The sequence below is a fragment of the Streptomyces sp. NPDC048142 genome (assembly GCF_043202835.1).
In the GTDB taxonomy this organism is placed as follows: Bacteria; Actinomycetota; Actinomycetes; order Streptomycetales; family Streptomycetaceae; genus Streptomyces.
The window spans coordinates 26914-52223 of record NZ_JBIDBC010000031.1; the positions used below are offsets into that span (position 1 = coordinate 26914).

The 25310-nt window shown below is 70.9% G+C and carries 22 protein-coding genes; 5 read left to right on the forward strand and 17 right to left on the reverse strand.

The annotated features are described in order from the left end of the window. Positions 1 to 230: 230 nt before the first annotated feature. On the reverse strand, positions 231 to 374 hold the full coding sequence (locus tag ACGF2Y_RS29600; protein ID WP_392953707.1) for a hypothetical protein: 144 nt from the start codon (positions 372 to 374) through the stop codon (positions 231 to 233). Between the two features lie 578 nt (positions 375 to 952). Between ACGF2Y_RS29600 and ACGF2Y_RS29605 the strand changes: the two genes are divergently transcribed. From ACGF2Y_RS29605 to ACGF2Y_RS29620, 4 genes are all read left to right on the forward strand, one after another. After that, positions 953 to 1477, forward strand: coding sequence for a DUF5709 domain-containing protein (locus tag ACGF2Y_RS29605; protein ID WP_392953710.1), 525 nt, complete (start codon positions 953 to 955; stop codon positions 1475 to 1477). 500 nt (positions 1478 to 1977) lie between these two features. Continuing rightward, complete coding sequence (locus ACGF2Y_RS29610; protein WP_392953712.1) at positions 1978 to 3048, forward strand: Dyp-type peroxidase; 1071 nt, start codon at positions 1978 to 1980, stop codon at positions 3046 to 3048. Next, positions 3048 to 3845: a family 1 encapsulin nanocompartment shell protein gene (locus ACGF2Y_RS29615; protein WP_392953715.1), complete on the forward strand. Its 798-nt coding sequence runs from the start codon at positions 3048 to 3050 to the stop codon at positions 3843 to 3845. Before ACGF2Y_RS29610 ends, ACGF2Y_RS29615 begins: the two co-directional genes overlap by 1 nt. Positions 3846 to 3998: 153 nt before the next feature. Further along, entirely contained in the window at positions 3999 to 5414 is a 1416-nt protein-coding gene (locus tag ACGF2Y_RS29620) for a diaminopimelate decarboxylase (RefSeq protein WP_392953718.1), read from the forward strand. A gap of 818 nt (positions 5415 to 6232) precedes the next feature. Here the strand turns inward: ACGF2Y_RS29620 and ACGF2Y_RS29625 are convergent. The 5 genes from ACGF2Y_RS29625 to ACGF2Y_RS29645 form a co-directional block, all read right to left on the reverse strand. Continuing rightward, entirely contained in the window at positions 6233 to 6586 is a 354-nt protein-coding gene (locus ACGF2Y_RS29625) for a GNAT family N-acetyltransferase (protein WP_392953720.1), read from the reverse strand. 78 nt (positions 6587 to 6664) lie between these two features. After that, the gene (gene panD, locus ACGF2Y_RS29630) at positions 6665 to 7090 is read right to left on the reverse strand and encodes an aspartate 1-decarboxylase (protein WP_392953723.1); all 426 of its coding nucleotides are present in this window, start codon (positions 7088 to 7090) and stop codon (positions 6665 to 6667) included. Between the two features lie 205 nt (positions 7091 to 7295). Beyond that, positions 7296 to 7925, reverse strand: a complete 630-nt coding sequence (locus ACGF2Y_RS29635; RefSeq protein ID WP_392953855.1) for a transposase — start codon at positions 7923 to 7925, stop codon at positions 7296 to 7298. Between the two features lie 18 nt (positions 7926 to 7943). Beyond that, a complete protein-coding gene (locus ACGF2Y_RS29640) occupies positions 7944 to 9725 on the reverse strand; it encodes an ABC transporter ATP-binding protein (RefSeq protein ID WP_392953725.1) in 1782 nt (593 codons plus the stop codon). Next, positions 9722 to 11509: an ABC transporter ATP-binding protein gene (locus ACGF2Y_RS29645; protein ID WP_392953728.1), complete on the reverse strand. Its 1788-nt coding sequence runs from the start codon at positions 11507 to 11509 to the stop codon at positions 9722 to 9724. Before ACGF2Y_RS29645 ends, ACGF2Y_RS29640 begins: the two co-directional genes overlap by 4 nt. 92 nt (positions 11510 to 11601) lie before the next feature. On the opposite strand from ACGF2Y_RS29645, the gene ACGF2Y_RS29650 reads away from it, so the two are divergent. Next, positions 11602 to 12270, forward strand: a complete 669-nt coding sequence (locus ACGF2Y_RS29650; protein WP_392953731.1) for a TetR/AcrR family transcriptional regulator — start codon at positions 11602 to 11604, stop codon at positions 12268 to 12270. Positions 12271 to 12441: 171 nt separating this feature from the next. Here the strand turns inward: ACGF2Y_RS29650 and ACGF2Y_RS29655 are convergent, their stop codons facing one another. The 11 genes from ACGF2Y_RS29655 to ACGF2Y_RS29705 form a co-directional block, all read right to left on the reverse strand. Continuing rightward, entirely contained in the window at positions 12442 to 14229 is a 1788-nt protein-coding gene (locus ACGF2Y_RS29655; protein ID WP_392953734.1) for a carbamoyltransferase, read from the reverse strand. A gap of 22 nt (positions 14230 to 14251) precedes the next feature. Next, positions 14252 to 15481 (reverse strand): class I SAM-dependent methyltransferase, encoded by a 1230-nt coding sequence (locus ACGF2Y_RS29660; protein WP_392953737.1) that lies wholly within the window; start codon positions 15479 to 15481, stop codon positions 14252 to 14254. Positions 15482 to 15542: 61 nt separating this feature from the next. Beyond that, positions 15543 to 16319, reverse strand: coding sequence for a class I SAM-dependent methyltransferase (locus ACGF2Y_RS29665; protein ID WP_392953740.1), 777 nt, complete (start codon positions 16317 to 16319; stop codon positions 15543 to 15545). Between the two features lie 39 nt (positions 16320 to 16358). After that, entirely contained in the window at positions 16359 to 17390 is a 1032-nt protein-coding gene (locus ACGF2Y_RS29670) for an NAD-dependent epimerase/dehydratase family protein (RefSeq protein ID WP_392953743.1), read from the reverse strand. After that, positions 17347 to 18276 (reverse strand): glucose-1-phosphate thymidylyltransferase RfbA, encoded by a 930-nt coding sequence (gene rfbA / locus ACGF2Y_RS29675; protein ID WP_392953746.1) that lies wholly within the window; start codon positions 18274 to 18276, stop codon positions 17347 to 17349. Before rfbA ends, ACGF2Y_RS29670 begins: the two co-directional genes overlap by 44 nt. Next, positions 18273 to 18914 carry a dTDP-4-dehydrorhamnose 3,5-epimerase family protein gene (locus ACGF2Y_RS29680; protein ID WP_392953749.1) on the reverse strand — a complete coding sequence of 214 codons (642 nt, stop codon included), beginning with the start codon at positions 18912 to 18914 and terminating at the stop codon, positions 18273 to 18275. The genes rfbA and ACGF2Y_RS29680 overlap by 4 nt, the downstream gene beginning before the upstream one ends. 185 nt (positions 18915 to 19099) lie before the next feature. Next, the gene (locus ACGF2Y_RS29685; protein ID WP_392953752.1) at positions 19100 to 20257 is read right to left on the reverse strand and encodes a nucleotide disphospho-sugar-binding domain-containing protein; all 1158 of its coding nucleotides are present in this window, start codon (positions 20255 to 20257) and stop codon (positions 19100 to 19102) included. Between the two features lie 91 nt (positions 20258 to 20348). Continuing rightward, positions 20349 to 21482 (reverse strand): nucleotide disphospho-sugar-binding domain-containing protein, encoded by a 1134-nt coding sequence (locus ACGF2Y_RS29690; protein WP_392953755.1) that lies wholly within the window; start codon positions 21480 to 21482, stop codon positions 20349 to 20351. Between the two features lie 13 nt (positions 21483 to 21495). Then, entirely contained in the window at positions 21496 to 22686 is a 1191-nt protein-coding gene (locus tag ACGF2Y_RS29695) for a cytochrome P450 (protein ID WP_392953758.1), read from the reverse strand. A gap of 71 nt (positions 22687 to 22757) precedes the next feature. Continuing rightward, positions 22758 to 23963, reverse strand: a complete 1206-nt coding sequence (locus ACGF2Y_RS29700) for a nucleotide disphospho-sugar-binding domain-containing protein (protein WP_392953761.1) — start codon at positions 23961 to 23963, stop codon at positions 22758 to 22760. Positions 23964 to 24020: 57 nt separating this feature from the next. Continuing rightward, positions 24021 to 25265, reverse strand: a complete 1245-nt coding sequence (locus ACGF2Y_RS29705; RefSeq protein ID WP_392953764.1) for a nucleotide disphospho-sugar-binding domain-containing protein — start codon at positions 25263 to 25265, stop codon at positions 24021 to 24023. Between the last annotated feature and the right edge of the window lie 45 nt (positions 25266 to 25310).

A 25310-nucleotide genomic window follows, 5' to 3' on the forward strand; every position in this document is an offset into this window, starting at 1 on the left:
CCGGCGGGTGCGCCGTGGGCCGCGTGGAGCTGTGGTGACGTGGTGCTGTGGAGCCGTAAAGCTGTGGAGCCGATCGTGACTCTCGCCTCCGGCGAGCGCCGGAGGCGACGGTGAGCTCCGGCGCTCAGCGGGCCGGAGAGGTGGTGCCGGTGTGGGGAGGCGGGGCGGGGGCGGTGACGCCGGGGGCCGGGAGCGCCGGATGCAGCTGTCGGGAACGGCCGCGTGGACCGCTAGCCGTGGCCGTGCAGTGCGGTACGGCCCGTTCCGGGCGCCGCGTCGGCGGGCGCCGGGGGCACGGCCGCGCGGGCGGCGGCCGGGGGCAGCGCGGAGGCGGCCCTCAGGGGGCAGGTCCTCGGTTCGGCGCTGTGTCCCATGGGCCGAGTGTACGTGCGGTGGGAAGGGCCCCGGTCCGCCCCGACCGGGACGGACACCGGAGCGGGCCCGGACGTCGGAGGCGATGCCTCGCTTGGGGTTGACCACTGTCTTCACATCCGGGCACGACACGAGGAGCGCGGTCCCGGCCTCGGCTCCGCCCGGTCCCTCCGGGCGGAGCCGAGGTCGGCCCGGAGGGACCGGTCTGCGCGCTCCAGGGGGCGGAGGCGGGCTGCCCGGCAGGCTCGGTCCGCGCGTCCCACGGGGCGGGTCCCGCTCCCGCGTACGGCTGCCGCTCCTGCGGCGGCCACCCGTACGGCTCTGCCCCTGCGGCTGCCCGTGTCCGCGTCCGCTTCCGCTTCCGTGCGGCGGCTGCCGTCCCTGCTGGTGGTGATCGCCCCCGGACTCCCCGTACGCCTGGATGCGCGGCGAACAGGCCGCGACCTGCGCACGGACCGGTTCACGACCCCTGCACCGGGCACCGGAAACCGATCTTCCCTTTGCGGCCGGAGCGTGACGGGAGTGGAATTGCGTACAAGGGGACAGGAGAACTCGGTACTCCCGGAGGAAAGGACGCGCCATGAGCGACACCGACTGGGGGGACGACGTCTACCAGCCCCAGGAGCCCGAGGCTTCCGATCCCGGCGAACAGCTCGGCGCCGATGACACGCTCATGGATCCGTCCGGTACCGGCGACCCCCTGGACGAGGGATATTCGCCGCCGGACCGCCCGTGGGCGGTCGACGGCCTCGGCACCACGGCCAATGAACGGCACGCGGGCGAGTCCCTCGAAACCCGGCTGACCAGGGAAGTGCCCGAGCCAGACGGTTCCGTCGGCGACGGCGTGGGCGATCTGGTGGACGGTGACGGTGAGCTCTGGGACGACGAGGTCGGTGTCGCCCGTGCCGGACGGCTGACCCAGCAGGCCGACGGGCGCGTCCCGGCCACTCTCACCGCCAGCGATGTGGGCATCGACGGCGCGGCGGCGTCGGCCGAGGAGGCCGCGATGCATGTGATCCCCGAGCCGGGGGACGACGACGCGCTCCTGGAGGCCGGGCCGGTTCCTGGCACCACCAGCGGCACGGCCGCCCCGCCGTCGCCCTGAACGGGCGGCCGGCGAGCGCCCGCCTCTGTACCCGGCTGTCCCCGGGCCCGTACTCCCCTGACCGAAGCGGACCACACCTACCGGCATACGGACCGGAAGGGTTCGCTCCGCACGCTCCGGGGCGGCGACCGGTCCGAGGCCCAGGCGGGCTGAGCGCGGGCCGGTGCTCGGTGCGGTCCGAGGCCGAGGCGGGCTGAGCGCGGGCCGGTGCTCGGTGCGGTCCGAGGCCGAGGTGGGCTGAGCGCGGGCCGGTGCGCGGTGCGGTCCGAGGCCGAGGTGGGCTGAGCGCGGGCCGGTGCGCGGTCCGGGCCGGCGCTCCCCCGGCCGGTCCACCCCGCGTGCGGCCGGATGCGGGGCGTGGCTTAGTGGCTGCGAGGCCTGTTCCCCCGATGTCCCGTCCCGCGGTTCCCCAATGTCCCGTCCCGCGGTTCCCCGATGTCCCGTCTCACGCCGTCAAGCCCCGTTTCCGCCTCATATCACCCTCGTAGTGGAGTGCGCGCATGCCCGACCCCCTCCCCGATCCCGTCTCCGTCCAGCCCGTCGTGGCGCCGTTGACCAGCGCGGCGCTGTTCCTGGTCGGCACGATCGAGCCGGGCGGCGAAAGCGCGGTGCGCAACGTGCTGCCGGACCTCGCGGCCGTCGCCCGGTCGCTCGGATTCCGGTACCCGGACTCCGGTCTCGCCTGTGTGGCGGCCTTCGGATCCGGCGCCTGGGACCGGCTGTTCGCCGGGCCCCGCCCGGCTCACCTCCACCCGTTCCCGGAGCTGCGGGGGCCTCTGCACCACGCCCCGGCGACCCCGGGAGACGTGCTGCTGCACATCCGGGCCGAGCGGATGGACGTCTGTTACGCGTGGGCGGCACAGTTGCTCGACAAGCTCGGCGGGGCCCTGCGGATCGTGGACGAGACGCACGGCTTCCGGTACCTGGACCACCGGGATCTGCTCGGATTCGTGGACGGTACGGAGAACCCGGTCGGCGACGACGCCCGTTCGGCGGCTCTGGTCGGCGCGGACGATCCGGAGTTCGAGGGCGGCAGTTACGTCGTCGTGCAGAAGTATCTGCACGATCTGGCGGCCTGGAACAGGCTCCCCGTCGAGGAGCAGGAACGCGTCATCGGCCGCACCAAGTTCGACGACGTGGAGTTCTCGGACGAGGACAAGCCCGCCGACTCCCACATCGCGCTCAACACCATCACCGATCCGGACGGCACCGAGCGCGACATCCTGCGGGCCAACATGCCGTTCGGGAGCTTCGGGCGGGGCGAGTTCGGTACGTACTTCATCGGGTACGCCGCCGATCCCGACGTGACCGAGCGGATGCTCCGCAACATGTTCCTCGGCGATCCGCCCGGGACGCACGACCGCATCCTGGACTTCTCCACGGCGGTGACCGGCTCGCTCTTCTTCGCGCCCCGCGCCGACTTCCTCGACGCTCCGCCGCCCCCGCCCGTCCTGGACCGCTCCGGGCACCGGCCGGAACCGGTGCCCGCACCGGTGCGGCAGGAACCCCTCACGCCCGGTCCCGACCACGGTTCGCTGCACATCGGCAGCCTGCAAGAAAGTGCCCCGTGATGAACAATCTGCACCGCGAACTCGCACCGGTCACCCCGTCCGCCTGGGACGAGATCGAGGAGGAGGCCCGGCGTACCTTCCGCCGCCATGTCGCCGGCCGCCGCGTCGTCGACGTGTCCGATCCGGACGGTCCGACGCTGGCCGCCGTGGGCGACGGTCACCTGCGCGACATCGATCCGCCCACCCCGGACGTGGTGGCGCGGGCCCGCACGTCGATGCCGGTCATCGAGTGGCGGGTGCCGTTCACGGTGACCCGCCGGGCCGTGGACGACGTGGAGCGCGGCTCCGCCGACAGCGACTGGCAGCCCGTCAAGGACGCGGCGCGCACCTGTGCGTTCGCCGAGGACATGGCGATCATCGACGGGTACGGGGCGGCCGGGATCACCGGCCTGCGGGACGGTTCCTCGCACGATCCGCTGCCGCTGCCCGCCGACGCGCGGGACTATCCGGTGACGGTCAGCCAGGCCGTCACCCGGCTGCGGCTGGCCGGTGTCGACGGACCGTACCGGCTGCTGCTCGGCGCGGACGCGTTCACCGAGGCGGCCGAGACCTCGGACCACGGGTATCCGGTCAAGACGCATCTGAGCCGCCTGGTGGACGACGAGATCCTGTGGGCCCCCGCGGTCAAGGGCGGGGTGCTGCTGTCCACCCGGGGCGGCGACTTCGAGCTCCGCCTGGGCCAGGACCTGTCGATCGGCTACGCGGACCACGACGCCACCAGCGTGCACCTCTACTTCCAGCAGGCCTTCACCTTCCGGATGCTGACACCGGAGGCCGTGGTCGGCCTGATCGCCTGACACCCCGGGCGCTCAGCCGCACGGGGACGGGCATCCGAGCGCCCCTGTTTCCGCTTTGCGCTTTCCGCCCTCCGTCCCCCGCGCTCCGCTTTCCGCTTTCCGCTTTCCGCTTTCCGCCGAAGACCTGGGGGCAGCCATCAGGGACTCTGGCCTATGACGCAGACGACTTCCGCCCACCACGAGGACGGCACGGCGCCGCCCGCCGCCCGCTTCGACGCCGTCGTCCGGGCGGCCGTCAGGCAGGGGCTGCTGGGCGAGGGCGGCCCGGTCGCCGGATTCATCGACACGGAGGGGGTGCGCGCCTCCGTCGGGGCCCTGCACGGCGCCTTCGCCGCCGCGCCCGGAGTGCTGCACACCTTCGCGGCCAAGGCCTGCTCCCTCATCCCGGTGCTGCGGCTGCTCGCCGACTGCGGCATGGGATGCGAGGTGGCGAGCCCTGGTGAGCTGCGCCTCGCCCTGGAGGCCGGGTTCGCCGCGTCCCGGGTCGTCCTGGACTCCCCCGCCAAGACCCGCGAGGAGATCCGGCTGGCGCTCGCCCTCGGCGTGGCCGTCAACGCCGACAGCCTCGACGAACTGCGGCGCATCGACGCCCTCCGGAACCCGGGTACCGCCTCGGTCATCGGGCTACGGGTCAATCCGCAGGTGGGCGGTGGTGCGATCGGGCCGATGAGCACGGCGACGGAGACGTCGAAGTTCGGGGTGGCGCTGCGCGACCCGGGGGCTCGCGAGTCGGTCGTGGGGGCCTTCAGGGAGCGGCCGTGGCTGACCCGGCTGCATGCCCATGTGGGCTCCCAGGGCTGCCCGTTGGAGCTGATCGCGGCCGGGGTGGCACGGACGTACGAGCTGGCCGAGGAGATCAACGCGACGCTGGGCGTCCGGCAGGTCACCAGTGTGGACATCGGCGGCGGACTGCCGGTCAACTTCGCCGACGAGTCCGTGCACCCCACCTACCCGGACTATGTGGCGGCCCTGACCGCGGCGGCCCCCGGCGTCTTCTCCGGGCGCTACTCGCTGGTCACGGAGTTCGGCCGGTCGCTGCTGGCGAAGAACGGATTCATCGGGGCCCGGGTGGAGTACACGAAGGACGCCGGGGGCCGCCGGATCGCGCTGACCCACGCGGGTGCGCAGACCGCCACCCGTACCGTCCTCATGCCCGACGCCTGGCCGTTGCGGATCGGGGCGTTCGGCCCGGACGGCGCGCCCAAGGCCGGCCCGGTGCTGGCGCAGGACATCGCGGGACCGTGCTGCTTCGCGGGGGACGTGGTGGCGTACGGCAGGGAGCTGCCGGAGCTGGCCGAGGGCGATGTGGTGGTGCTGTACGACACGGGGGCGTACTACTTCTCCACCCCATGGGCGTACAACAGCCTGCCCCGTCCCGCGGTGTACGGGTTCCGGACGGTGGCGGGGCGGAACGGGACGGGGCAGAACCGGGACGGGCACGACGGGGAGGACGACGGGGTCGCGGTGACGTTCGCGACGGTGCGGGACGCTCAGTCGATGGACGCCATCGCGGCGGAGAGCGGTCTCGCACACGCGGACGCGCTGATCGAGCACGAGCACAGTGAGTGACGGCGGCGACGGCGGTGCGCCGCGGGCCGGAGGCGGCACCGGCCCCGCCTCTCGACCGAGTGAGTCCTCGCGGAGCCGCCCGGCGCCCCGGACATCGCGGCCCAGCGCTGCGCGAACCTGCCCGAGGAGGGCCCGGCGGTCGCAGCCGGGCTCTCCTCACCCTCACTGACAGGACCGGCAAGGACCAGGCGCAGGCCTGAACCGGAACCGGCCTCCGGTCAGGTCCCGGCAGGCTGGGGCTCGGGTTCCGGCGCAGGTACGGGGTCCGGGCCGGGGCCCGGCGGCTGCGGGATCGGGTCCGGCGCAGGACCGGGCGGCACCGGCCCGGGCCCCGGAGGCACGGGCGGCGGGCTGGGCACCGGGGTGGGCGGGCCCGGTACGGGCGGAGGCGTCGGCGAGGGGGGTACGGGGTCGGGGTACGGGTGGGTCATCGCGTTCCTCCACAACGGCACGAACAGGACAGATGGAGCTCTCCTCCACCGTCTCCCGGTGCGGCTGCCCGCGCCTGCCGAGTCCACACGTACGCCCGGCGGCAGCGGCGCATACAGCCGTGCGCCGACGCGTTCCGGCCCGCCCGGAGCGGTCAGGACTCCGGCCGGGCGCCCGGACCCGCCACGCCTCCGTGACCACCACCGTCGATGCGGTCAATGCCGTTGATGCCGTCGATGCGAAAGGGGTATCCCATGGCCCCTGCCGAGCGCTCTCACCGTCCACGCCCATCCGGACGACGATTCCCTGTTCCTCACACCCAGCGGCGGGTCCACCACGGAACTGCGCACCTGACACCCCGGGGCCGTACGGGGCCGGGGCGTGGCCGGTCAGAACAGCTCGGGGTGGCTCCTGAGCCGGCGCTCCGCGCCCTGGACGAGCTCGGCCGACGCCTCGGGCGCCTCGTCGGGGTGGCGCTGCGCCCACTTCGCCGCATACGGGCACAGCGGGACGACGGGGACGTCCTCGCGGGCGGCCATGGCGTAGAACTCCCTCACGAGCGCCCCGGCGATGCCCCTGCCCTCGTGATCGGACCGGACGACGGTGTGCACGGCCACCAGCGCGCCGGGAGCCGGGTCCATGACGAAGTACGCGATGGTCCCGGCCGGCACGCCGTCCTCGTACGCCACGAGCTTGCCGTGCTCCCGGTCGTCCCTGATCTCTACGGCTGCGTTCTCCGCCATGGCTCCTGCTCTCTCGTTCATGGACGTGCACGCCGCCCGTCCGGAAAATCCGGAACCTCCGGAACGCGGACGGCTGCCTCAGTCGCCCGCGACGACGGCCTGCGGGCTCCGCTCCGTACGGCTCCCGGGAACCGGCGCCGAGGCGTCGGCACCGAGCGCCACGATCCGGTTGTCCGCGTCCACGTGCACGACCCTCGGCACGAGGGCACGGGCCTCCGCGTCGTCGACCTGTGCGTAGCTGATCAGGATGACCAGGTCACCGGGGTGCACGAGGTGTGCGGCCGCGCCGTTGATCCCGATGACACCGGATCCGCGCTCGCCCTCGATGACGTACGTCTCCAGGCGGGCGCCGTTGTCGATGTCCACGATATGGACCAGCTCGCCGGGCAGCAGGTCGGCGGCCTCCATCAGAGCGGCGTCGATCGTCACGGAACCGACGTAGTGCAGGTCGGCCTGGGTGACGGTGGCCCGGTGGATCTTGGACTTGAACATCGTACGTATCATCGAGGCACTCCTGGACGTAGGCTCCCTGCCTGCGTTTTTGCAGGTCAAGGGCTGTTTCCTTACTCTACAACGAGTCGCATGTCCGGGCAGCGTTCCCCTGGTTCTTCAGGACTCGCGCTGACCACTTGCTGACTCTTCTGACACTTCGCCAGGTGACGGGGGGCCCACTCACCCTCCCAAGATCCACCAGAACGACTCCGCAAGCCTACGCAGCTCTCCCCCGTGGGTACCCGTGATCGCCGTCACTCCGACGAGCCGACAGCGGTTGCATGCCCCCAAGGCCTCTGGAAGGACCTTGCGAGCACACGAGGGCTCGATGCGGCGCAGGTCTCACGTGGTGAGTTTCGCGAGCTTCTTGTAGCAGGTGAGGGCCGGCGAGGCTGAGGAAGGCCACAAAATGGCTGCCCTTTCGTTCATACCGGACGGTGGGGCGGCGGTAGCCGAAGAGCCAGGAGATCGACCGCTCGATCTTCCAGCGGCGCCGGCCGAACCGCTCGCCTGCCTCGATACCGGGTCGGGCGATCCGTGCGATGAGGTGCTGGCTGCGGAGCCGGCGGAGGTGCTCTGCGGAGTAGTACGCCTTGTCCGCACGGACCTTCACCGGCTTCCTCCGGCGTGGTCCGCGCCGGGAGCGGACGGCGGGGATGCCGGGAATCGACGGCTTGAACGCCTGGCTGTCGTGCACGTTCACGCCGGACACCGCGACGGCCAGCGGCAGGCCCTGGGCCTTGGACAGCACATGGAGTTTGCTGCCCTTCTTGCCGCGATCGGCCGGATTCGGCCCGGTCAGCGAGCCCCCCTTTTCGCCCGCACCGACGCGGCATCGACGGCCCAGGCGCCTTCGGGCCGATCCTCAGGCGGCCGGACTGGAAGCGAACTGGGCCGCGTACAGGCGTGCGTACGCACCGCCCTCGGCCAATAGCGCCTCATGACTGCCGTGCTCGACGATCCGCCCCGCTTCCATCACCAGGATCTCGTCGGCGTCACGGATCGTGGACAGACGGTGGGCGATGACGAAGCTGGTACGGCCCCGCCGGAGGGCGGTGGTGGCCTGCTGGACAAGGAGCTCGGTGCGGGTGTCCACCGCGCTCGTCGCCTCGTCCAGGATGAGGAGGGACGGCTCGGTCAGGAAGGCGCGGGCGATGGTGAGCAGTTGCCGTTCTCCCGCGCTGAGTCCGCCGCCTTCCTCGTCGAGCCGCCTGTCGTAGCCCTCGGGCAAGGTACGGATGAACCCGTCGGCGCGGGCGGCACGGGCGGCGGCCTCCACCTGCTCGCGGGGTGCGTCGGGTCGTCCGTAGGCGATGTTGTCGGCGATGGTGCCACCGAAGAGCCAGGTGTCCTGCAACACCATGCCGATGGTGCCGCGGAGTTCGCCGCGGGGCAGGCGGGTGATGTCCGTGCCGTCCAGGGTGATACGTCCGCTGTCGGGTTCGTAGAAGCGCATCAGCAGGTTGACGAGAGTGGTCTTCCCGGAACCGGTGGGTCCGACGATCGCCACCGTTCGGCCCGGTTCGACGGTGAGCGACAGGTCCTCGATCAGTGGTTCGTCCGCTTGGTAGCGGAAGGACACCTCCTCGAAGGCGACGCGACCCCTGACGGACCCGACACTCGGTGCGTCCACCGTGTCGGGTTCCTCCTCCTCCGCGTCGAGGAGCTCGAAGACACGCTCGGCGGAGGCTGCCGCGGACTGGACCTGCCCGGTGAGGGAGGCGATCGTGCCGGTCGTCTGGCCGAACTGCAGGACGTACTGGAAGAACGCCTGGATGTCCCCTACCGAGAGGGCGCCGGAGGCCACACGCAGTGCGCCGATCACCGCCACGAGGACGTAGGTGATGTTGGACAGGAGGGTCAAGGTGGGGGCGATAAGGCCCGAGATCAGCTGTGCCTTGATACCGGCGGCGCGCAGGGCGTCGTTGTGCTCGGCGAAAGTGCGCGCCGCCTGGGCCCGGCGGTCGAAGGCGGTCACGAGTTCGTGGCCGGTGTACATCTCCTCGATATGGCCGCTGAGAGCACCGGTGGCCGCCCACTGCCGGGAGAACTGTGGCCGGGCCTGCCGGGCGACGGTCCTGGCAGCCCAGAGCGTCGCCGGCACCGTCACCAGGAGGACCGTGGTCAGCAGGAGGGAGATGCGCAGCATCATGGTCATGGTGCCGACTACGAGCAGCAGTGAGGCGAGGGCACGGGCGAACACCTGCTGCACGGTCTGGGTGAGGTTGTCGATGTCATTGGTGGCTCTGGAAAGAACCTCACCGCGCGGGCGGGTGTCGAAGTAGCGCAGCGGCAGCCGGGAGAGCTTGGAGTCGGCCTGTTCCCGGAGGTGACTCGCCATCCGCTGCACCGTGACGGCGATCAGGCGGCCTTGGGCGACCTGGCACACCCAGGCTGCTGCGGCGAGGAGCCCGGCGGTCGCCAGGACGGTACGCAGCGCGCCGACGTCGATGCCGTCCCCGCTCACGCCTTCCACGATCAGGTCGGTGGCCCGGCCGAGGAGGGCCGGCACGATGACCGTCATCGCGGTGGTGAGGACGGCGAGTGCGAGTACGACGCACATGCGGGCCCGGTCCGGGCGCAGCCCGCCGAGAACCCGGAGCAGGGTGGCGCGCGGGCGGGCGGGGTGGTCTGGCGATGACGTCACGTCGTCTCCTGGAGGGCACGCTGCGAGTCGGCGATCTCGGCGTAGACGGGACTGAGGTCCAGCAGTTCCTCGTGGGTGCCGAAGGCTTCGATGCGACCACCGTCGAGTACCGCGATACGGTCGGCGGTGCGAATGGTGGACACACGTTGGGAGACGACCACCTGCGTGGCATCGCCGATCTCGTCGGCCAGGGCGGCACGCAGAGCGGCGTCTGTCGCGTTGTCCAGGGCAGAGAAGGCGTCGTCGAAGAGATAGAGGCGTGGCCTGGCGATCAGCGCCCTGGCGATGGCCAGACGCTGACGCTGCCCGCCGGAGAGGGTGCTGCCGCCCTGGCCGACGGCCGTGTCCAACCCGTCCGGCAGAGCCGCGACGAAGTCCCGTGCCTGAGCGACCTCCAGCACGTGCCAGAGCTCGTCGTCGTCCGCCGTGGGGTCGCCGTAACGGAGGTTCGAGGCGATCGTTCCGGAGAAGAGGTAGGCCCGCTGAGGTACGAGCGCGACCGCGGCGGACAGGGTGCGGCGGTCCATGTGCCGTACGTCGATGCCGTCGATGGACACCGTCCCGCTGTCCGCGTCCAGCAGCCGGGCCGCGAGGTGGACGAGCGTCGACTTGCCGCCGCCGGTGGAGCCGATGACCGCCGTCGTCCGGCCGGGCAGGGCGACCAGGTCGAGTCCGCGCAGGACGGGCCGCTCGGCGCCGGGGTGCCGGAAGGTGACGTGACGCAGCTCCAGGCACCCCTCCGCGAGCTGTGGCCCGGTCGGCGCGGATGGTTCGGTGATCCCGGGCTCGGTGGCGAGCACCTCACTGATGCGACCGGCGCAGACCTTCGCTCGCGGGGCACTCATGAATACGCCCATCGCCATCATCACGGCCGTGAGAATCAGGGCAAGGTAGTTCAGGAACGCCACCAGCGAACCCAGCTGAAGGTCGCCGTCGGCCACCCGCCAGGCACCGACGGAAACCACCGCGATCGAGGCGAGCTGAGAAATCAGTCCGGCCGAGGCGCCGAAGTACGCCTGAATCCGCCCCACCCGCAAGGCGACCGCCGTCAGGTCGGCGTTGGCCCCCTGGAACCGGCGCTGCTCATGCGCGTCGCGGGTGAAGGCCCGGATGACGCGCATACCGGCGATCTGCTCCCGCATCACCCGGTTCACGGCATCGATACGCCGCTGCATAACACGCGACGGCCCGACCAGCCGGACGATGAGGAACCCGATCACCGCCACCATCGCGGGGACGGCCACCAGGAGCACGGCGGACATGGGCACGTCCTGCTCCACGGCGAGCGCGATCCCGCCTACGCCCATCAAGGGGGCGGTCACGAGGAGCGTCAGCGCCATGAAGGCCAAGGTCTGGACCTGCTGCACGTCGTTGGTGGTCCGGGTGAGCAGGGACGGCGCACCGAAGTGACCGATCTCGCGGGTGGTGAAGCGCTGTACGTGGGTGAACACCGCGCTCCGTAAATCGGCGCCCAGGTTCATCGCCACCCGAGCGCCGAGATACACGGCACCTGCGGAGCAGGCTGCCTGAACGGCGGCGATGGCAAGCATGATCCCGCCGTGCCCGACGATGTAGCCGGTGTCCTGGGCGACGATGCCGCAGTCGACGATGCCGGCCGTCAGCGTCGGTAGCGCAAGGAGGGCCAGGGACTGGAGCAGTTGCAGAACGCAGGCGACTGCGATGAGCCCGCCACAGGGGCGCAGACGCCCCCGAAGCAAGAGGAACAGGCCCGGAGAGGGACCACCGGCGGCGGGTGGTGACCCAGGAACGTGCGGTGTCGGCATACCTCGACCGTAACAAGAAAATACACCAGATGTATCTTTACGCCAGGTGTATCTTTACACCAGTTTTCCTCCTTCTCTCGTACAGTGGCGGCATGGACCAGCCTGTGAGTCTGCGCGAACGGAAGAAGGACCAGACGCGGCGACTTCTGATGACGACGGCTCTCGACCTCTTCGAGCAACGAGGGTTCGACCAGGTCTCGGTCGCCGAGGTCGCCGCAGCCTCCTCGGTCTCCAAGAAGACGGTGTTCAACTACTTCGCCTGCAAGGAAGACCTCATCCTGGGGGCGGGAAAGCGCCACATCGACGAGCCGGCGTGCGCGGTCCGCGAACGGCCACCGGGGCAGACCCCTCACGGCGCGATGCGGGAGTACCTGCTGACCGCCCTTGCCGAACGCCAGCCCATGACCGGCCTGAGCGCGTCCCCGTATGTCCGACGTCTGCAGAAGCTCATCGCCGACACACCAGCGCTCACCGCGCGCAATCTGTACTACCAGCAGCAGAGTCGCAGTCTGCTGGCCGAAGTGCTGGCCGAGGAGGGCGCCTCGGAGGTGTCCGCCTCACTGATCGCGGCGCAGATACTGGCGGTCCAGGAGGTTCTGGCCGTTCAGAACGCTCGCCGCGTCATCACCGGAGAGTCCCCCGACTCGGTCTACAGCGACGCGGTAGCGGCCACGCAGCACGCCTTCCACCTGCTGGAACGGGGCCTCGGCGACCTGCTGCGCCGACCCCACACCATCAGCACGTCGACTGATAACGACTGACGCCAGGTGCCCGCACCGGCCGGAGGTCCTCACCTCGTACGCGGCGGGCGGGAACCAGTGTCGGTGAGCGTGCCATGAAGGTCAGCGCTCGGGTCGTTCAATCCCATGAACACGAAGAGCGGCCCGCCGGGGTTCCCGGCGGGCCGCTCTTCGGATGGTGCGTGTCGGCGGTCAGTTCTTGGAGACCACGAAGTCCCCGATGACCAGATGATCGATGTCCGTGCCGAGGAAGCACGCGACGGCGTCCTCGGGGGAGCAGACGATCGGCTCGCCCGCCACGTTGAAGGACGTGTTCACCAGACACGGCACCCCGGTCCGCGCGGTGAACTCCGACAGCAGTTCCGCCAGGAGCGGATTGTCCTCCTCCGTGACGGTCTGGATACGGGAGGTGGCGTCCACGTGTGTGGCCGCCGCGATCTTCTCGGTGTACTCCGGACGCACCGGGAAGACGAAGGTCATGTACGGGGAACGCTCCTTCTTCCCCAGCTCGAAGACCTTCGCGGCGTCCCGCTCCAGCACGATCGGCGCGAAGGGCCGGAACGGCTCCCGGTGCTTGACCCGGTTGTTGATGACGTCCTTCATGTCGGCGTGGCTGGGGTCGGCGAGGATGCTGCGGTTGCCCAGCGCCCGGGGGCCGAACTCCGTGCGGCCCTGGAACCAGCCGACCACCTTCTTCGCGGACAGCAGGTCCGTGGTCCTCCGGGCCACTTCGGCGGCCGGTATCTCCTCCCAGACGAGTGCGGATTCGTGCCGCTGGAGGACCTTCCTGATGTCGTCGGCGTCGTACGCGGGACCGGTGTAGGGCGCTATAGCGGCGGTGACGGGATCGGCCTGCTCGAACGCGACGTGTGCGGCGGCGCCGATCGAGATGCCGGGGTCGCTCGCTCCGAAGCTCACCTCCATCCGCTCGAACGGCGTCTCCTCCAGCAGTTTCGTGTTGTTGACGCAGTTGAGCGCCAGGCCTCCCTCGAAGATCAGGTCCCGCAGGTCACTCGCCCCGGCGAGCGCCCGCAGCTGGTGGGCGGTGACCGTCTCCACCATCTGCTGGGCGGCGCAGGCCAGGCGCACCCGGTATTCGAAGGTGTGACGGGTGGCGTCGTCGCCTCCGAACAACTCGTCGAGCAGCCCGTCGTAGGCGCGCGGTCCGCGCCGGTCGTGGGCCAGACGCAGGCTGTAGCGGCCGCCCTCCTCCAGGGTGACGACCTCGCCGAGGAGCGGGTTCTTCACGGGGGCCACGCCGAATCCGGCCAGCCCCATCACCTTGTACTCGTCGTTGTTCGGGACGAACCCCAGATAGCGGGTGATCGAGCCGAAGAGCTGCGCGATCGAATGGCCGGCGTCGATGGTGAAGTGGTCGAAGACCTCGACCTTCCCGTCGCGGACCTCGCCCATGATGGCGCTGTTCCGCTCGGCCGTTCCGTCGTTCACGAGGAACGCGGCGTCCCCTCCCCCTGAGAACAGACGGCCGCACGCCAGGTGGGCGCGGTGGTGCGGCACGGTGACGAGTTTGGCGTCGGGCAGCGTGTAGCCGGTGGACCGGGTGAAGTCCTCCACCAGCGCACTGCGGCCCAGCGCCCCCAGGTAGAGCTCCCCGAAGGTGGTGAGGGTCCGCAGCCGGGCCTCGGCCGGTTCCGGGGATCCGGCGACGCCGGTCACCACGGCGTCCGCGTACTTTTCGTCGTGGTTCCAGCCGAAGGCGAACAGGTCCACGTCGTCGAAGTCGAGGCCGGCCCGGTCGAGGCACCAGCGGATGGCCAGCGCCGGGAAGGTGCTGGTCTTCTTCTGCCGGTTGAGACGCTCCTCCTCGACCGCGGCCACCAGCCGCCCGTCGACGAAGAGGCAGGCCGCGGCGTCGTGGCCGATGAGGTTGTGCCGGTCGACGCTCTCGGGGGTGTGGCCGTAGAGCCGGCCGAAGAGTTCCGCCACCCGCGAGAAGCCGTTGTATCCGAGTACGATCATCGCGCTTCCTTGTCCGTGCGGCTCATACAATGCTCAGATCCGGGAGCGGGAAGACCAGCGTGCCGCCGCTCCCGGTGAAGTCCCGTTCCCGCTCGACGAATCCCTCGCGGTAGATCCAGGGCAGCACCAGCAGCTGATCGGGCCGGTGCGCCTTGGCCTCCCCCTCGGAGACGATGGGAATCCCGGTGCCGGGAGTGAACCCGCCCCACTTCTCCGGGCTCACCTCGCCGATGCACGGCAGGTCCTCCTCGGTGAGCCCGCAGAACTGGAGAATGACGTTGCCCTTGGTGGAAGCCCCGTAGCCCAGGGTGGTGAGGCCCTCGCGGCGGGAGCGGTCCAGGAAGTCCCGGAGCTGATCGCGCGAGGTGAGCGAGCGGGTGGCGAAGGTATCGAAGGGGGCCGCCGTGCCCAGCCCGAGGGCCGCCTCGTGGGCCCTGATGCGGGCGAGGCCCGCCTCGTCCACCCGGTGGCGGCTGGACCGTTTGGCCAGCACGACGCAGAGGCTGCCGCCGTACACGTCGGTGAGTTCGGCCCTGATGGCCCGCAGACCGACACGCTCCGCCATCCATTCGATCTGCTGGAGGGCGTAGTACTCCAGGTGTTCGTGGCAGATCACGTCGTACGCCGCCGCCTGGAGCATCGCCGGGAGGTAGCTCTGCTCCATCAGCCAGACGCCGTCCTCGTCGAGGATGTCGTGCACGTCCTGCATGAACTCCATGGGGCGCGGCAGGTCGTAGAACATCGCCACGGAGGTGACGATCTTGGCGCGGCGGGAGTCGAACCGTTCCTCGACGAGCTTGCGCGAGAAGAAGTCCGGGAGCAGCTCGGCGCCCGGCGGGTAGTGCGAGCGGAACTTCTCCCCGGTCGGGTCGACGCCGACGAGGGTGGGGCCCTCCGCGTAGCCGCGCAGCAGCGTGGCGTCGTTGCTCCCGATGTCGACGATCAGGTCGCCGGGGCCCGGCCGCATCAGGGCGGTGAGGTCGGCGACCTTGCCGTGCAGGTGGTTGCGCATGAACTCGCGGATCCCGGAGCGGTATCCGTACCCCTCGCCGTACATGAGCGACAGGTCGGCCGTGTGGCGCAGTTGCACCAGGCCGCAGCCGCCGGGTGAGCACCGCACCAGGTCGAGGGGGACCTGGGGCACGTCCTCGTCGCGGCTCCGCGGGAAGACCCCGGTCAGCGCCTGCGGGCCCAGGTCCAGCACCGGAAGCAGTTCGCTGTTGCCGCAGGCGCGGCACTCCTCAATGATCATTCCTTCTCCAAGTCGGGCTCAGGCAGCGGGGGACAGCGGCGGGATCGGCCGACGCCGGTCGTCAGTTCTCGCCCCACACCAGGTAAATGATCGGGGACTCCCGGTGGGGCAGCTGATGGAGCGTGACGCTGCCCAGGTCGAGGAACTCGGTCAGCGCCTTGGTCTCGCCCGGCCACTTGGGGTGGGCCAGCTCGTCGAAGGCGATGATGCTGCCCTTGGCCAGGTGCGGGCGCAGCGCGTGCAGCGTCTCCAGGGTCGGTTCGTACAGGTCGAGGTCGATGTAGGCGAGTGCGACGACCGTCTCGGGGTTCTCCTGGAGGTACCGCGGGACCGTCTTGCGCACGTCGCCCTGGACGACGAAGCTGCGCTGGGTGTGGCCGTACGGTTCGTTCGCCTCGTGCGCCGCCAGCACCTGGCGCAGGTGGTCGACCTCGTCTTCGGGGACGGCGAACCGCCCGGCGACCGCGCTGGGGGTGGCCCGGTCGATCTCGGAGACGTCCGGGAATCCGGTGAAGGTGTCGAACCCGATGACGCGCCGCAGCGAATTGTAGGGCTCGTAGATGCTGCGCAGTGCGGTGAAGGCAGCCAGGTGCCGTCCGTGCAGCACACCGAACTCCATGATGACGCCGGGTACTTCGATGATGCGCCGGTACAGCGCGTCCATGGCCAGCAGGTCCGCCAGCTGGGGGCGGCGCAGATAGACGGGCAGGTTGTCGATCAGGTACTCGGGCGGGATCGGCGTCCTGGCAAGCAGCTCGGTCAGCCGCAGCCGGGACTCGCGCTCCCCCTGCGACTCGTGCGGCACGGTGCGCGGGTCCTTGTACTCGATGTCCGTCATCTCTTCCTCTCTCGGGTATGGGCAGGACGGCGACGGCCGTCAGCGGCTGGTCTCCCCCGCGTCCCACATGTCGCGCAGCGACTGCTCCAGCGGGACGAGGGGGCTCCAGCCGAGCAGTGCGCGGGCCCGGCCGATGTCGGCCTGGATCCAGTCGGCGCCCAGGCCGCGCAGCTGCCCGGTGGATTCGCGGACTCCCGAGTCGGGCAGGCCGGCCGCCGTCAGGGCGTGCCCGACCAGCTCCCGCATGGACACGCAGACGCCGCTGCCGATGTTGAAGGCGTGCCCGCTCACCGGCCGTCGCGCCGCGAGCACAGCGGCCTCGGCGATGTCCCGGACGTCGATCCAGTCGCGCATCGCGCCGCCCACGGTGATCGTCGGCGGCTCACCGGCGGCAGCGGCGGCGCGCAGGGTGGGCAGGAGCTTCCCGGCGAAACCCGCCGGAGTGGGATACGGCCCGCAGGTGTTGACCACGCGGAGCACCACCGCGCTCACGGCTCCCGAGCGCGCCGCGTCCAGGACCGTCCGGGAGCCGGCCAGTTTCGCGCGTGCGTAGGCGTTGACGGGAGCGGGTTCGACGTCCTCGTGCAGCGGGACGCCGCTGTCGCCGGGGCCGTACTCGTGGATGGTCCCGATGTGGACGAGCCGGGGGGCGCGCTCCGCGCCCGACAGGGCGTCGACGAGTCTCCGTGCGAGCCCCTCGTTGGCGTCGAGCAGTTCCGCGGCGCGGGCCTCGCCGCCGTCGGCGGCGCCGGTCGTGTCGGTGGCGCCCGCCATGTCGGTGGCGTTGACGACGGCATCGGCGCGTGCGTCGGCGAACAGCGCGCGCAGCACGGCCGGACGGGCCGTGCTCAGGTCGAGCGAACGGTGCGGGTGGGGCGTCACCCGGGGGGCGGGGCGACGCGCCACCGTGACGACCCGGTACCCGTGGCGGGCGAAGGTGGCGCAGACGTGCCGCCCGATGCATCCGGTGCCGCCCAGGACGACGACGGTGGGGGTGTCGTCGCCGGTCACCTCGGCCGGAGGCCGCTCATCGGGGCCCGGCGCCGTCGGGGGTGACGAAGGGTTCTGCATGGTTCCTCCGGGACGGGACGCGGTCCGCGCCGACGAGGTCGAGGAGGTACTCCCCGTACTCGCCGGCCTGTTCATGGGCGAGCAGTCGGCACTCCTCGGCGTCGATGAAGCCCTTGCGGTACGCCACCTCCTCGACACAGCCGATCCGGACCCCTTGACGCTGTTCGAGGATCTGTACGTACTGGCCGGCCTCCAGCAGGGAGTCGTGGGTGCCCATGTCGAGCCAGACGAAGCCGCGTCCCAGCTCGGCCAGGTGCGCCCGGCCCTGTTCGAGGTAGATCCGGTTGATGTCCGTGATCTCCAGCTCCCCGCGCTCCGACGGGACCAGGTCCTGGGCCATCCGGACGACGTCGTTGTCGTACATGTAGAGCCCGGTGACCGCGATGTTGGAGCGGGGCTCGCCTGGTTTCTCGGCCAGGCCCACGAGCCGGCGGTCGGCGTCCAGTTCGGCAATCCCGTACCGCCAGGGGTCCTGCACGGGGTAGCCGAAGAGTGCGCAGCCGTCCAGCTGGTCCACCGTCCTGCGCAGCAGGTCGGAGAACTTGTACCCGTGGAATACGTTGTCACCGAGGATGAGGGCGACCTGGTCGTCGCCTATGTGGTCGGCGCCCAGCAGGAATGCCTCGGCGATGCCGTTGGGTTCTTTCTGCTCGGCGTAGTCGATGCGCACGCCGAGGTTCGATCCGTCGCCGAGGAGGCGGCGGAACATGTCCAGGTGACCGGGTGCGGAGATCAGCAGAATGTCCCGGATTCCGGCGAGCATGAGCACGGAAAGCGGGTAGTAGATCATCGGCTTGTTGTAGACGGGGAGAATCTGCTTGGAGACCACCCCGGTCAGTGGTTTGAGCCGCGTTCCGCTGCCGCCGGCGAGAATGATCCCCTTCATACCGGACGCCCCGTCGCCCTGGGCTCCGCACGGACTTCGGCGCTCAGTGCGGCCTCCAGTCTCAGGCTGTGCTCGTAGGACGGCAGCAGACCGCGTCCGGCCGCCTCTTCGAGGGTGAGGGCGCGGGTGTCGCGCTCGGAGAGCAGGGGCTCGATGTCCTCGGGGATCGGCAGGCCGATCGCCGGGTCGAGCGGCGACAGCGCCAGTTCGTTGTCCGCCACGTACGGCGTGGAGGTGAGGTACGACATCACGGTGTGGTCGGTGAGCGCGACGAACGCGTGTCCGACGCCCACCGGCAGGTAGACGGCGCGGAGTTCCTCCGGGCCGAGGAGGACCGCGTCCCAGCGTCCGTAGGTCGGCGAGCCGGTCCTGATGTCCACGACGATGTCGAGCGATCTGCCGGCGGCGCAGTACACGTACTTGGCCGCGCCGGGGGGTGCCCCGGTGTAGTGGATGCCCCGGACGACTCCGCGCCGGGACACGCTGTGATTGCTCTGGGCGACCGGGAAGAGCGGGGCGCCTTTCGCTGTCTCGAAGGCAGACTGCTGGAATGGGGTGGCGAACACCCCACGGTCGTCGGAGAACGCCCGCGGAGTGAATTCAATGGCGCCTTCCACGGCGAGCTTTCGCGCTTTCATGCGTCCCTCCTGAACGTGACAGGCGCGGAAAATCAATTCACAGGAATACGATGCTACGGAAATCTATCTTCGAATTCCTGGAGGGGTCAATACGATTCCTGCAAGGATTCACTCAGAAAATTGGTGCGGAAAGTCCGAGGAATGTCAGACGATCTACAAACGGCCGGGCCCGAACGACGTCCGGTTCAGACGCGGGCAAGCTTCTCCAGGGCGGCGACCAGATCGTGCGGCGTGGGCATGGCCTCGATCTCGGCCCGCAGCTCCCCGGCGCGCACGGCGTGACTCCGGTCCGACAGCACCTGGCGGGCGGCCTCGCCCACGGCGCCGGGCCGGCCGTCACCGGTCGGCAGGGTGACCGCCGCACCGTATGCGGCCAGCCGACGGGCCGCGTCGGCGAGCATGTCGGCCCCGGGGACCACGACCTGGGGGACGCCGGCGCACATACCGGTCAGACCGGTGACTCCGCCGCCGTGGTGGACGAGCAGGTCGCAGGTGGGCGCGACCACGTCCAACGGCATCCAGCCGGCCTGCAGTCGGCCGACGTCCCGGCACTCCGACCGCACGTCCTCGACGAGCGCCTGCGGAGCGGCGACCAGCACTTCGGCGTCGAGCGGGGCGAGTTCGCGGACCGTCCTGGTGAGGAACTCGAAGAGTCCGTGCCCGCCGGCACGCGTCACCTGGCTGCCCGCGGTGACACAGACCCGCCGATGCTCGCCCCGGGTGTACATCCAGGGTTCGAGCACCCGGTGCAGATTGCCCAGCACGAACCGCATCGGTTCGGCGGGGGCAGCCTCCCGGGGCCGTAGACCCGGCGGGCAGACGTCGATGAAGAGGTCGGGCTCGGGAAGCACGTCCAGCCCCAGCAGGGCGAGTTCGGGGCCCAGTTCCCGGCTCGCGCCGGGATGCACGTGGCGGGCGTCTATCGCGTCCCAGGCAAGCCGGACGTACGGTACGCCGAGGTGGCGCGCCAGCAACGCGGCCGCATAGGTGCTCGTGCCGCCCACGACGAGGTCCGGACGCCATCGCGCCGTGAAGTCCCGCAGCAGCGGGAGGCTCTCCGCGGCCATTCTGGCGAACCAGCGGCCGGTGAACTCGCCCTGTTCGGCGACCGGCCTGCCGAGCGGCAGATCGACCGGCCGCCCCTGCCGGTCGTGCGAGATGAAGTGCCGCAACGAGCTTTCGGTGACCGGCACCGCCGGCAGCGCCGACGCGGTGATCGCAGGCATGACCTCGTGGTTGGCGGCCATGAACACCTGATGTCCGGCGGCACGCACGGCGGTGGCGAGCGGGGCCAGGGCGAAGACGGTGGCCTGCCCGCCACCGGTGACGAAGAGTACGCGCATCCTGCTCTCCTCATGAGGCGGTCGGGTTCGTGGAGCGGTCGGAGGGGGAACGGCCCGGTGGAGAAGGGCCGGACGACGGGGCGCCCGGGGTTCACGCCAGGGAGGTCACGAGGTCGAGGACCTCGACCGGCGTCGGCATCCCGTCGATCTCCCGGGCGAGATCGCCCGCACGCTCCGAGTAGGAGGACTTGTGAAGCAGCTCCTCCAGCGCATCGGCGACCCTGTCCTCGGTCGAATCGTCGGGCAGCAGACTGACCGCGCACCCGTACGCGGCCACGAGGCGGGCGGACTCCCGCACCTTCGCCTCCTGCGGCAACAGCAGTTGGGGGACCTGGGACAGCGTCGCGGTCAGCCCGGTGAGGCCGCCCGCGTGGTGAACGACCAGTGCGCAGGTCGGCATCACCACATCCAGCGGGAACCAGCCGGCCCTGATGTCGCCGAACTCCGCGCGGAGCGCGTCGGCCGTCTCCTGCGGTGCGGGGACGACGACCTCGGTCCCCAGTGCCCGCAGGTGCTTCACCATGGAGCGGATCAGCTCGAAGTTGTTGTCGCGGGCGGCCATGCTGCCGCCCGTGACGCAGACCCTGCGCCGCTCGCCGGGCGTGTACATCCAGGGTTCGGTGGTGCACTGGGAGTTGACCGGGACGTAGCGGATCTGCTGGGCGGGAGCGGCGTCGGCCTGACGGATCGAGGGTGGGCAGTTGTCGATGAGCATGGCTGGGGGCGGTATCCGGTCGAGGCCGAGCCGGCCCAGTTCCGGGGCGAGTTCTGCCTCACTGCCGATGTGGATGCCCCGGGTGTCGAGGGCGGTCCAGGTGTGCCGCACCCACGGCACGGACAGCTCGTGGGCCAGCAGGGCCGCCGCGTAGGCGTGGGGGCCGCCGATCACCACGTCCGGCCGCCAGGCCGCCGCGACCTCGCGGAGCCTGACCAGGCTCTCGGCCGCCACGCGTCCGAACCAGCGGCCGGTGTACCGGATGAACTCGGGATGGTCCACGTCGTCCGGGACGCGCTCGCGTTCGCCGGAGCGCCGGGTCGCCTTGAGATCGGCGAGCGGGGTGGTCGTCGCGGCGAGCGCCGGCAGCCCGACGCCCGTCACGACGGAGGTCCGCTCCCGTACGGTCGACATGAATACCTGGTGTCCCGCGTCGCGTGCCGCGAGGGCGAGCGGCGCGAGGGCGAAGACGTTGGACGGGGTGGGCCCCGTGACGAACAGCAGCCTCATCTGTTTCTCGCTCTCAGGTCAGCAGGTGCAGCTGTTCCACACCCATCACATTGGCGCCGGGCATGAACACGGGGTCGCGGTCCGGGTCGCGGTGCAGGCCGGGGTAGCGGTCGAGGAGGATGTCCAGGGCGAGTCGTCCTTCGAGCCGTGCCAGCGGGGCGCCCATGCAGAAGTGCGAACCGCGGCCGAACGCCAGATGGGCGTTGGCCCGGCGGTCGATGTCGAAGGTGTGCGGATCGCCGAACTGCCGTGTGTCGCGGCTGGCGACGGCCGTCCAGACCATCACCACCTGCCTGGCGGCGATCTCGGCGTCGCCGATGCGGGTCGCTCTGGTGGTCACCCGGCGCAGCGAGGCGAGGGGGCTGAACAGCCGCAGGGACTCCTCGATCGCCGACGGGATCCGCTCGCGGTCCTCGCGTACGGCCTTCATCGCCCGCGGGTGGGCGTCCAGGCACAGGATGGTGTTGCCCAGCAGCATCGTGGTCGTAATGTGCCCGGCCACCAGCAGGACGAAGGCGAAGTTGACCACTTCGGCGGTGCTGAGCCGCTGTCCGTCGACCTCGGCCTCGACGAGGCGGCCCAGCAGGTCCTCCCGGGGAGTCACCCGTCGGCTCTCGACGTGCTCACGCAGATAGCCGGAGAGGTTCTCGATCTGTTCGAACGTCAGCGCCCGCTGGGCGCGCAGCTCGGGGGTGTCCTCGCCGGTGGAGAAGCTCTGGTTGTTCGCCAGCAGTTTGGAGACCCATTCGCGGAACAGATGGCGGTCCGAGCTGGGGACGCCGAGCAGTTCGGCGATGACGATGACCGGCAGGGGGTGGGCCAGCTCCTCCACCAGGTCGAAGGAGCTGCCCGGCTCGGTCCCGGCGAGGAGTTCGAGGGTCAGTTCCTTGATGCGCGGTTCGAGGGCGGCCACCATGCCCCGGGTGAAGACCCCGCTGACGATCTTGCGCAGCTTGGTGTGGTCGGGCGGGTCCATCGTCGTCAGGTTTCCGGGGAAGATCTGGCGCTTGCCCTCGGGTGCGAGGACGCTCAGATCGGAGGAGAAGGTCTCCGGGTCGCCGAGCGCCTGGAGCGACTCGTCCCATCCGTAGATGTTCCACAGGCCCTTCTCATCGTCGTGGACGACCCTGCCGGGCGGCTCCTCGCCGCGCATCCAGAACTGGTCCTGGTGGAAGGTCCATGGCGTGCCGGTCGCGGTCATCATCGTGCCTTTCGCTCGGTGGGGTTCGGTGGGGATCGGTGGGCCCGGGTGGGGCCGCGCTGGTGCGGTGCGGGTCAGAGGGGGGCCGGGAACGCCTTCCCGGCGAGCCGTTCCAGTTCGGGGACCACCTCCGCGGGGCTGGGCATGCGCTCCATGTCGGTACGCAGCCGGGACGCCGCGGCGGCGTACGAGGGGTCGTCCAGCAGCAGGGACAGCGACGCGCGCAGCACAGCGGCGTCGTCCTGCTCGGCCACGGTGGCCAGGCTGACGCCGGCCCCGCATGCCGCCAGCCGCTCACCGTGCGCGAAGCAGTCGGCCATCTGCGGCAGCGCCAGTTGCGGTACCCCGTGCAGGGTGGCGGTCATGGTGGTGGCCGATCCGCCGTGGGTGACGATCGCGTCGCAGGAGTCGAGCACGGCGTGCAGCGGAAAGGGGTCCAGCATCCGCACATTGGCCGGTACGGGGCCCACCGCGGCACGGTGATCGGCGCCGACGGTGGCGATCAGTTCGACGTCCGGCACTTCCGCCAGGGCGTGCAGCAGGGCCCTGACGAACGGAACACCGTGGTAGGCGAGGGTCCTCCGGCCCAGGGAGACCACCACCCGCCGCATGGTGGAGCGCGGAGTGCCCCACTCCGCTCGCACCCAGTCGGGCATCGCCCCGCTGCCGTTGAAGGGCACGTACCGCACCGGGGTCCCCCGTCGTACCTGGGGCAGTTGGAGAGCGGCGGGGCACGGGTCGAGTACGACGGCGGGGTCCGGGAGAGTCCCCAGCCCCAGCGTCCGGCAGAAGTCGGCCAGTTCCTCGCGGGCGGCGGGGATCCGGGGGGTGCCGACGGGGTCGACTCCCCAGCGGTGGTGCACCGCCGGGATCCCCAGTACGCCGGCGATGACGAGGCCGCTGTAGTCCAGCGGGTCGGAGAGAACGAGGTCGGGCCGGTAGTCGCGGGCGAAGGCGAGGTACTCCCCCGCCATGGCCCGCGCTCGCTCGATCCAGACGCCGCCGAAGCCGCCCTTGGTGGGGGGCGAGGTGCCGGGCGCGCTGCCGGGGCGGCTCTCCAGCGGACGCTTGCCGGGGGCCAGGGAATTCAGCACCAGTTGTTCGGTGTCGAACGGTTCGCCGAACGCGACCATGCTCAGCCCGGTGGTCCTGGCGGACTCGGCGCTGTCAGGCTGGCCGGCGACCAGCACCTCGTGGCCCGCGGCGCGCAGCGCCCAGGCGACCGGTGCCAGGGGCGGCAGATGGCTCGGATCGGGAGTGGTCATCACCAGGACGCGCATGGCGGGGTTCCTCGTGTCGTCGATGGGTTCCGGCGGGTGGCGGGGGCGTGCGGATGTTCAGCCGACGAGCTCGGACAGGACGGACACGAGATCGGCGGGGGTGGGCAGGGACTCCATCTCGTCCCTCAGCCCGCGGGCGGCGGCCCGGTGGGCCGGGTCGCCGAGCAGCCGGGTGACGGCCCCGTGGACCGCCGCCGCGTCCGCTTCGGCGTTGACCAGGGAGTGGGCGGCGCCCGCCGCGGCGACCCGGTCGGCGATCACTTCCTGGTCGGATCCGGCATGGATCGCCAACTGCGGTATTCCGGCGGCCAGTCCGGTCATGGTGCAGCCCGCTCCGCCGTGGTGGATGACCAGGTCGCACTCCGGGAGCAGCAGGCTGAGCGGAGTGCGTTCCAGCAGCCGGACGTGCGGCGGCAGCGCGGGTCCGCTCTCAACCCGGGCGCGGTCGTCGCCGGTCAAGGTGAGCAGCACCTCGGCATCGATGCCGGACAGGGCTTCGACGACGCGGGGCACGGCGAACGACGCGGGTCCGTGCACCCCGCTGACGGAGGTGCCCCAGACGACGCACACCCGGGGCCGGCCGTCCTCGCGCGGCGACTGCCGGGGCGGGACGGCCCCCGGTCCGTTGTACGGCAGATGCCTCACCGGAATCCGTTCGGCCTTCAGCGGCGGCTGTACGGAGATCGGCGACGGGTCGATGACGTGGGTGTAGACGTCGGCGTCCATCGGTCCCGCGCCGTGCCGCTCGAAGGCTCCGACCGGGTCCATGGGGACGAAGCTCGATCCGGGCGGGGCACCGGGCACCGGGTCCTGGGGTCCACACGGCCCCCACAGGTGCAGCAGGGCGGGGATCTTCAGCGCCCCTCCGACCAGGGGGCCCTCCAGGCTCATCAGGTCGTGCACGACCAGGTCGGGCCGCCACCCGCGGGCGAAGTCCACGGCCGCGTCGGCACTGCGGTTGACGACCCCGACCGCCCAGTCGCGGTTCTCCGCCGACCACTGCCCCATGTCGAACTCGTCGAGGGAGCGCAGCGGTTCGCCGGTGAGCGGGTGCGGGGGCGGGGTAGCGAACGGCCAGGTCCCCACCTCGGCCTTGCGATAGTTGTGCAGCCGGCCCCGGACGGTCATGTCCATCGCTTCGAGCAGCGGCACCGGCATGAGCCCCGCGTGTGTCACCGGTCCCGTCTGACACGGCGTGCAGACCACCTTCACCTGGTGTCCGGCCGCCTGGAGCGCCCAGCCGAGAGGCACCATGGAGTACCAGTGACCGGGCCAGTTGGAGACCGTGAACAGAACGCGCATCGGGGTCCTTTCAGGTGGGGACCGTAGACTCGACGAGGTGGCCGC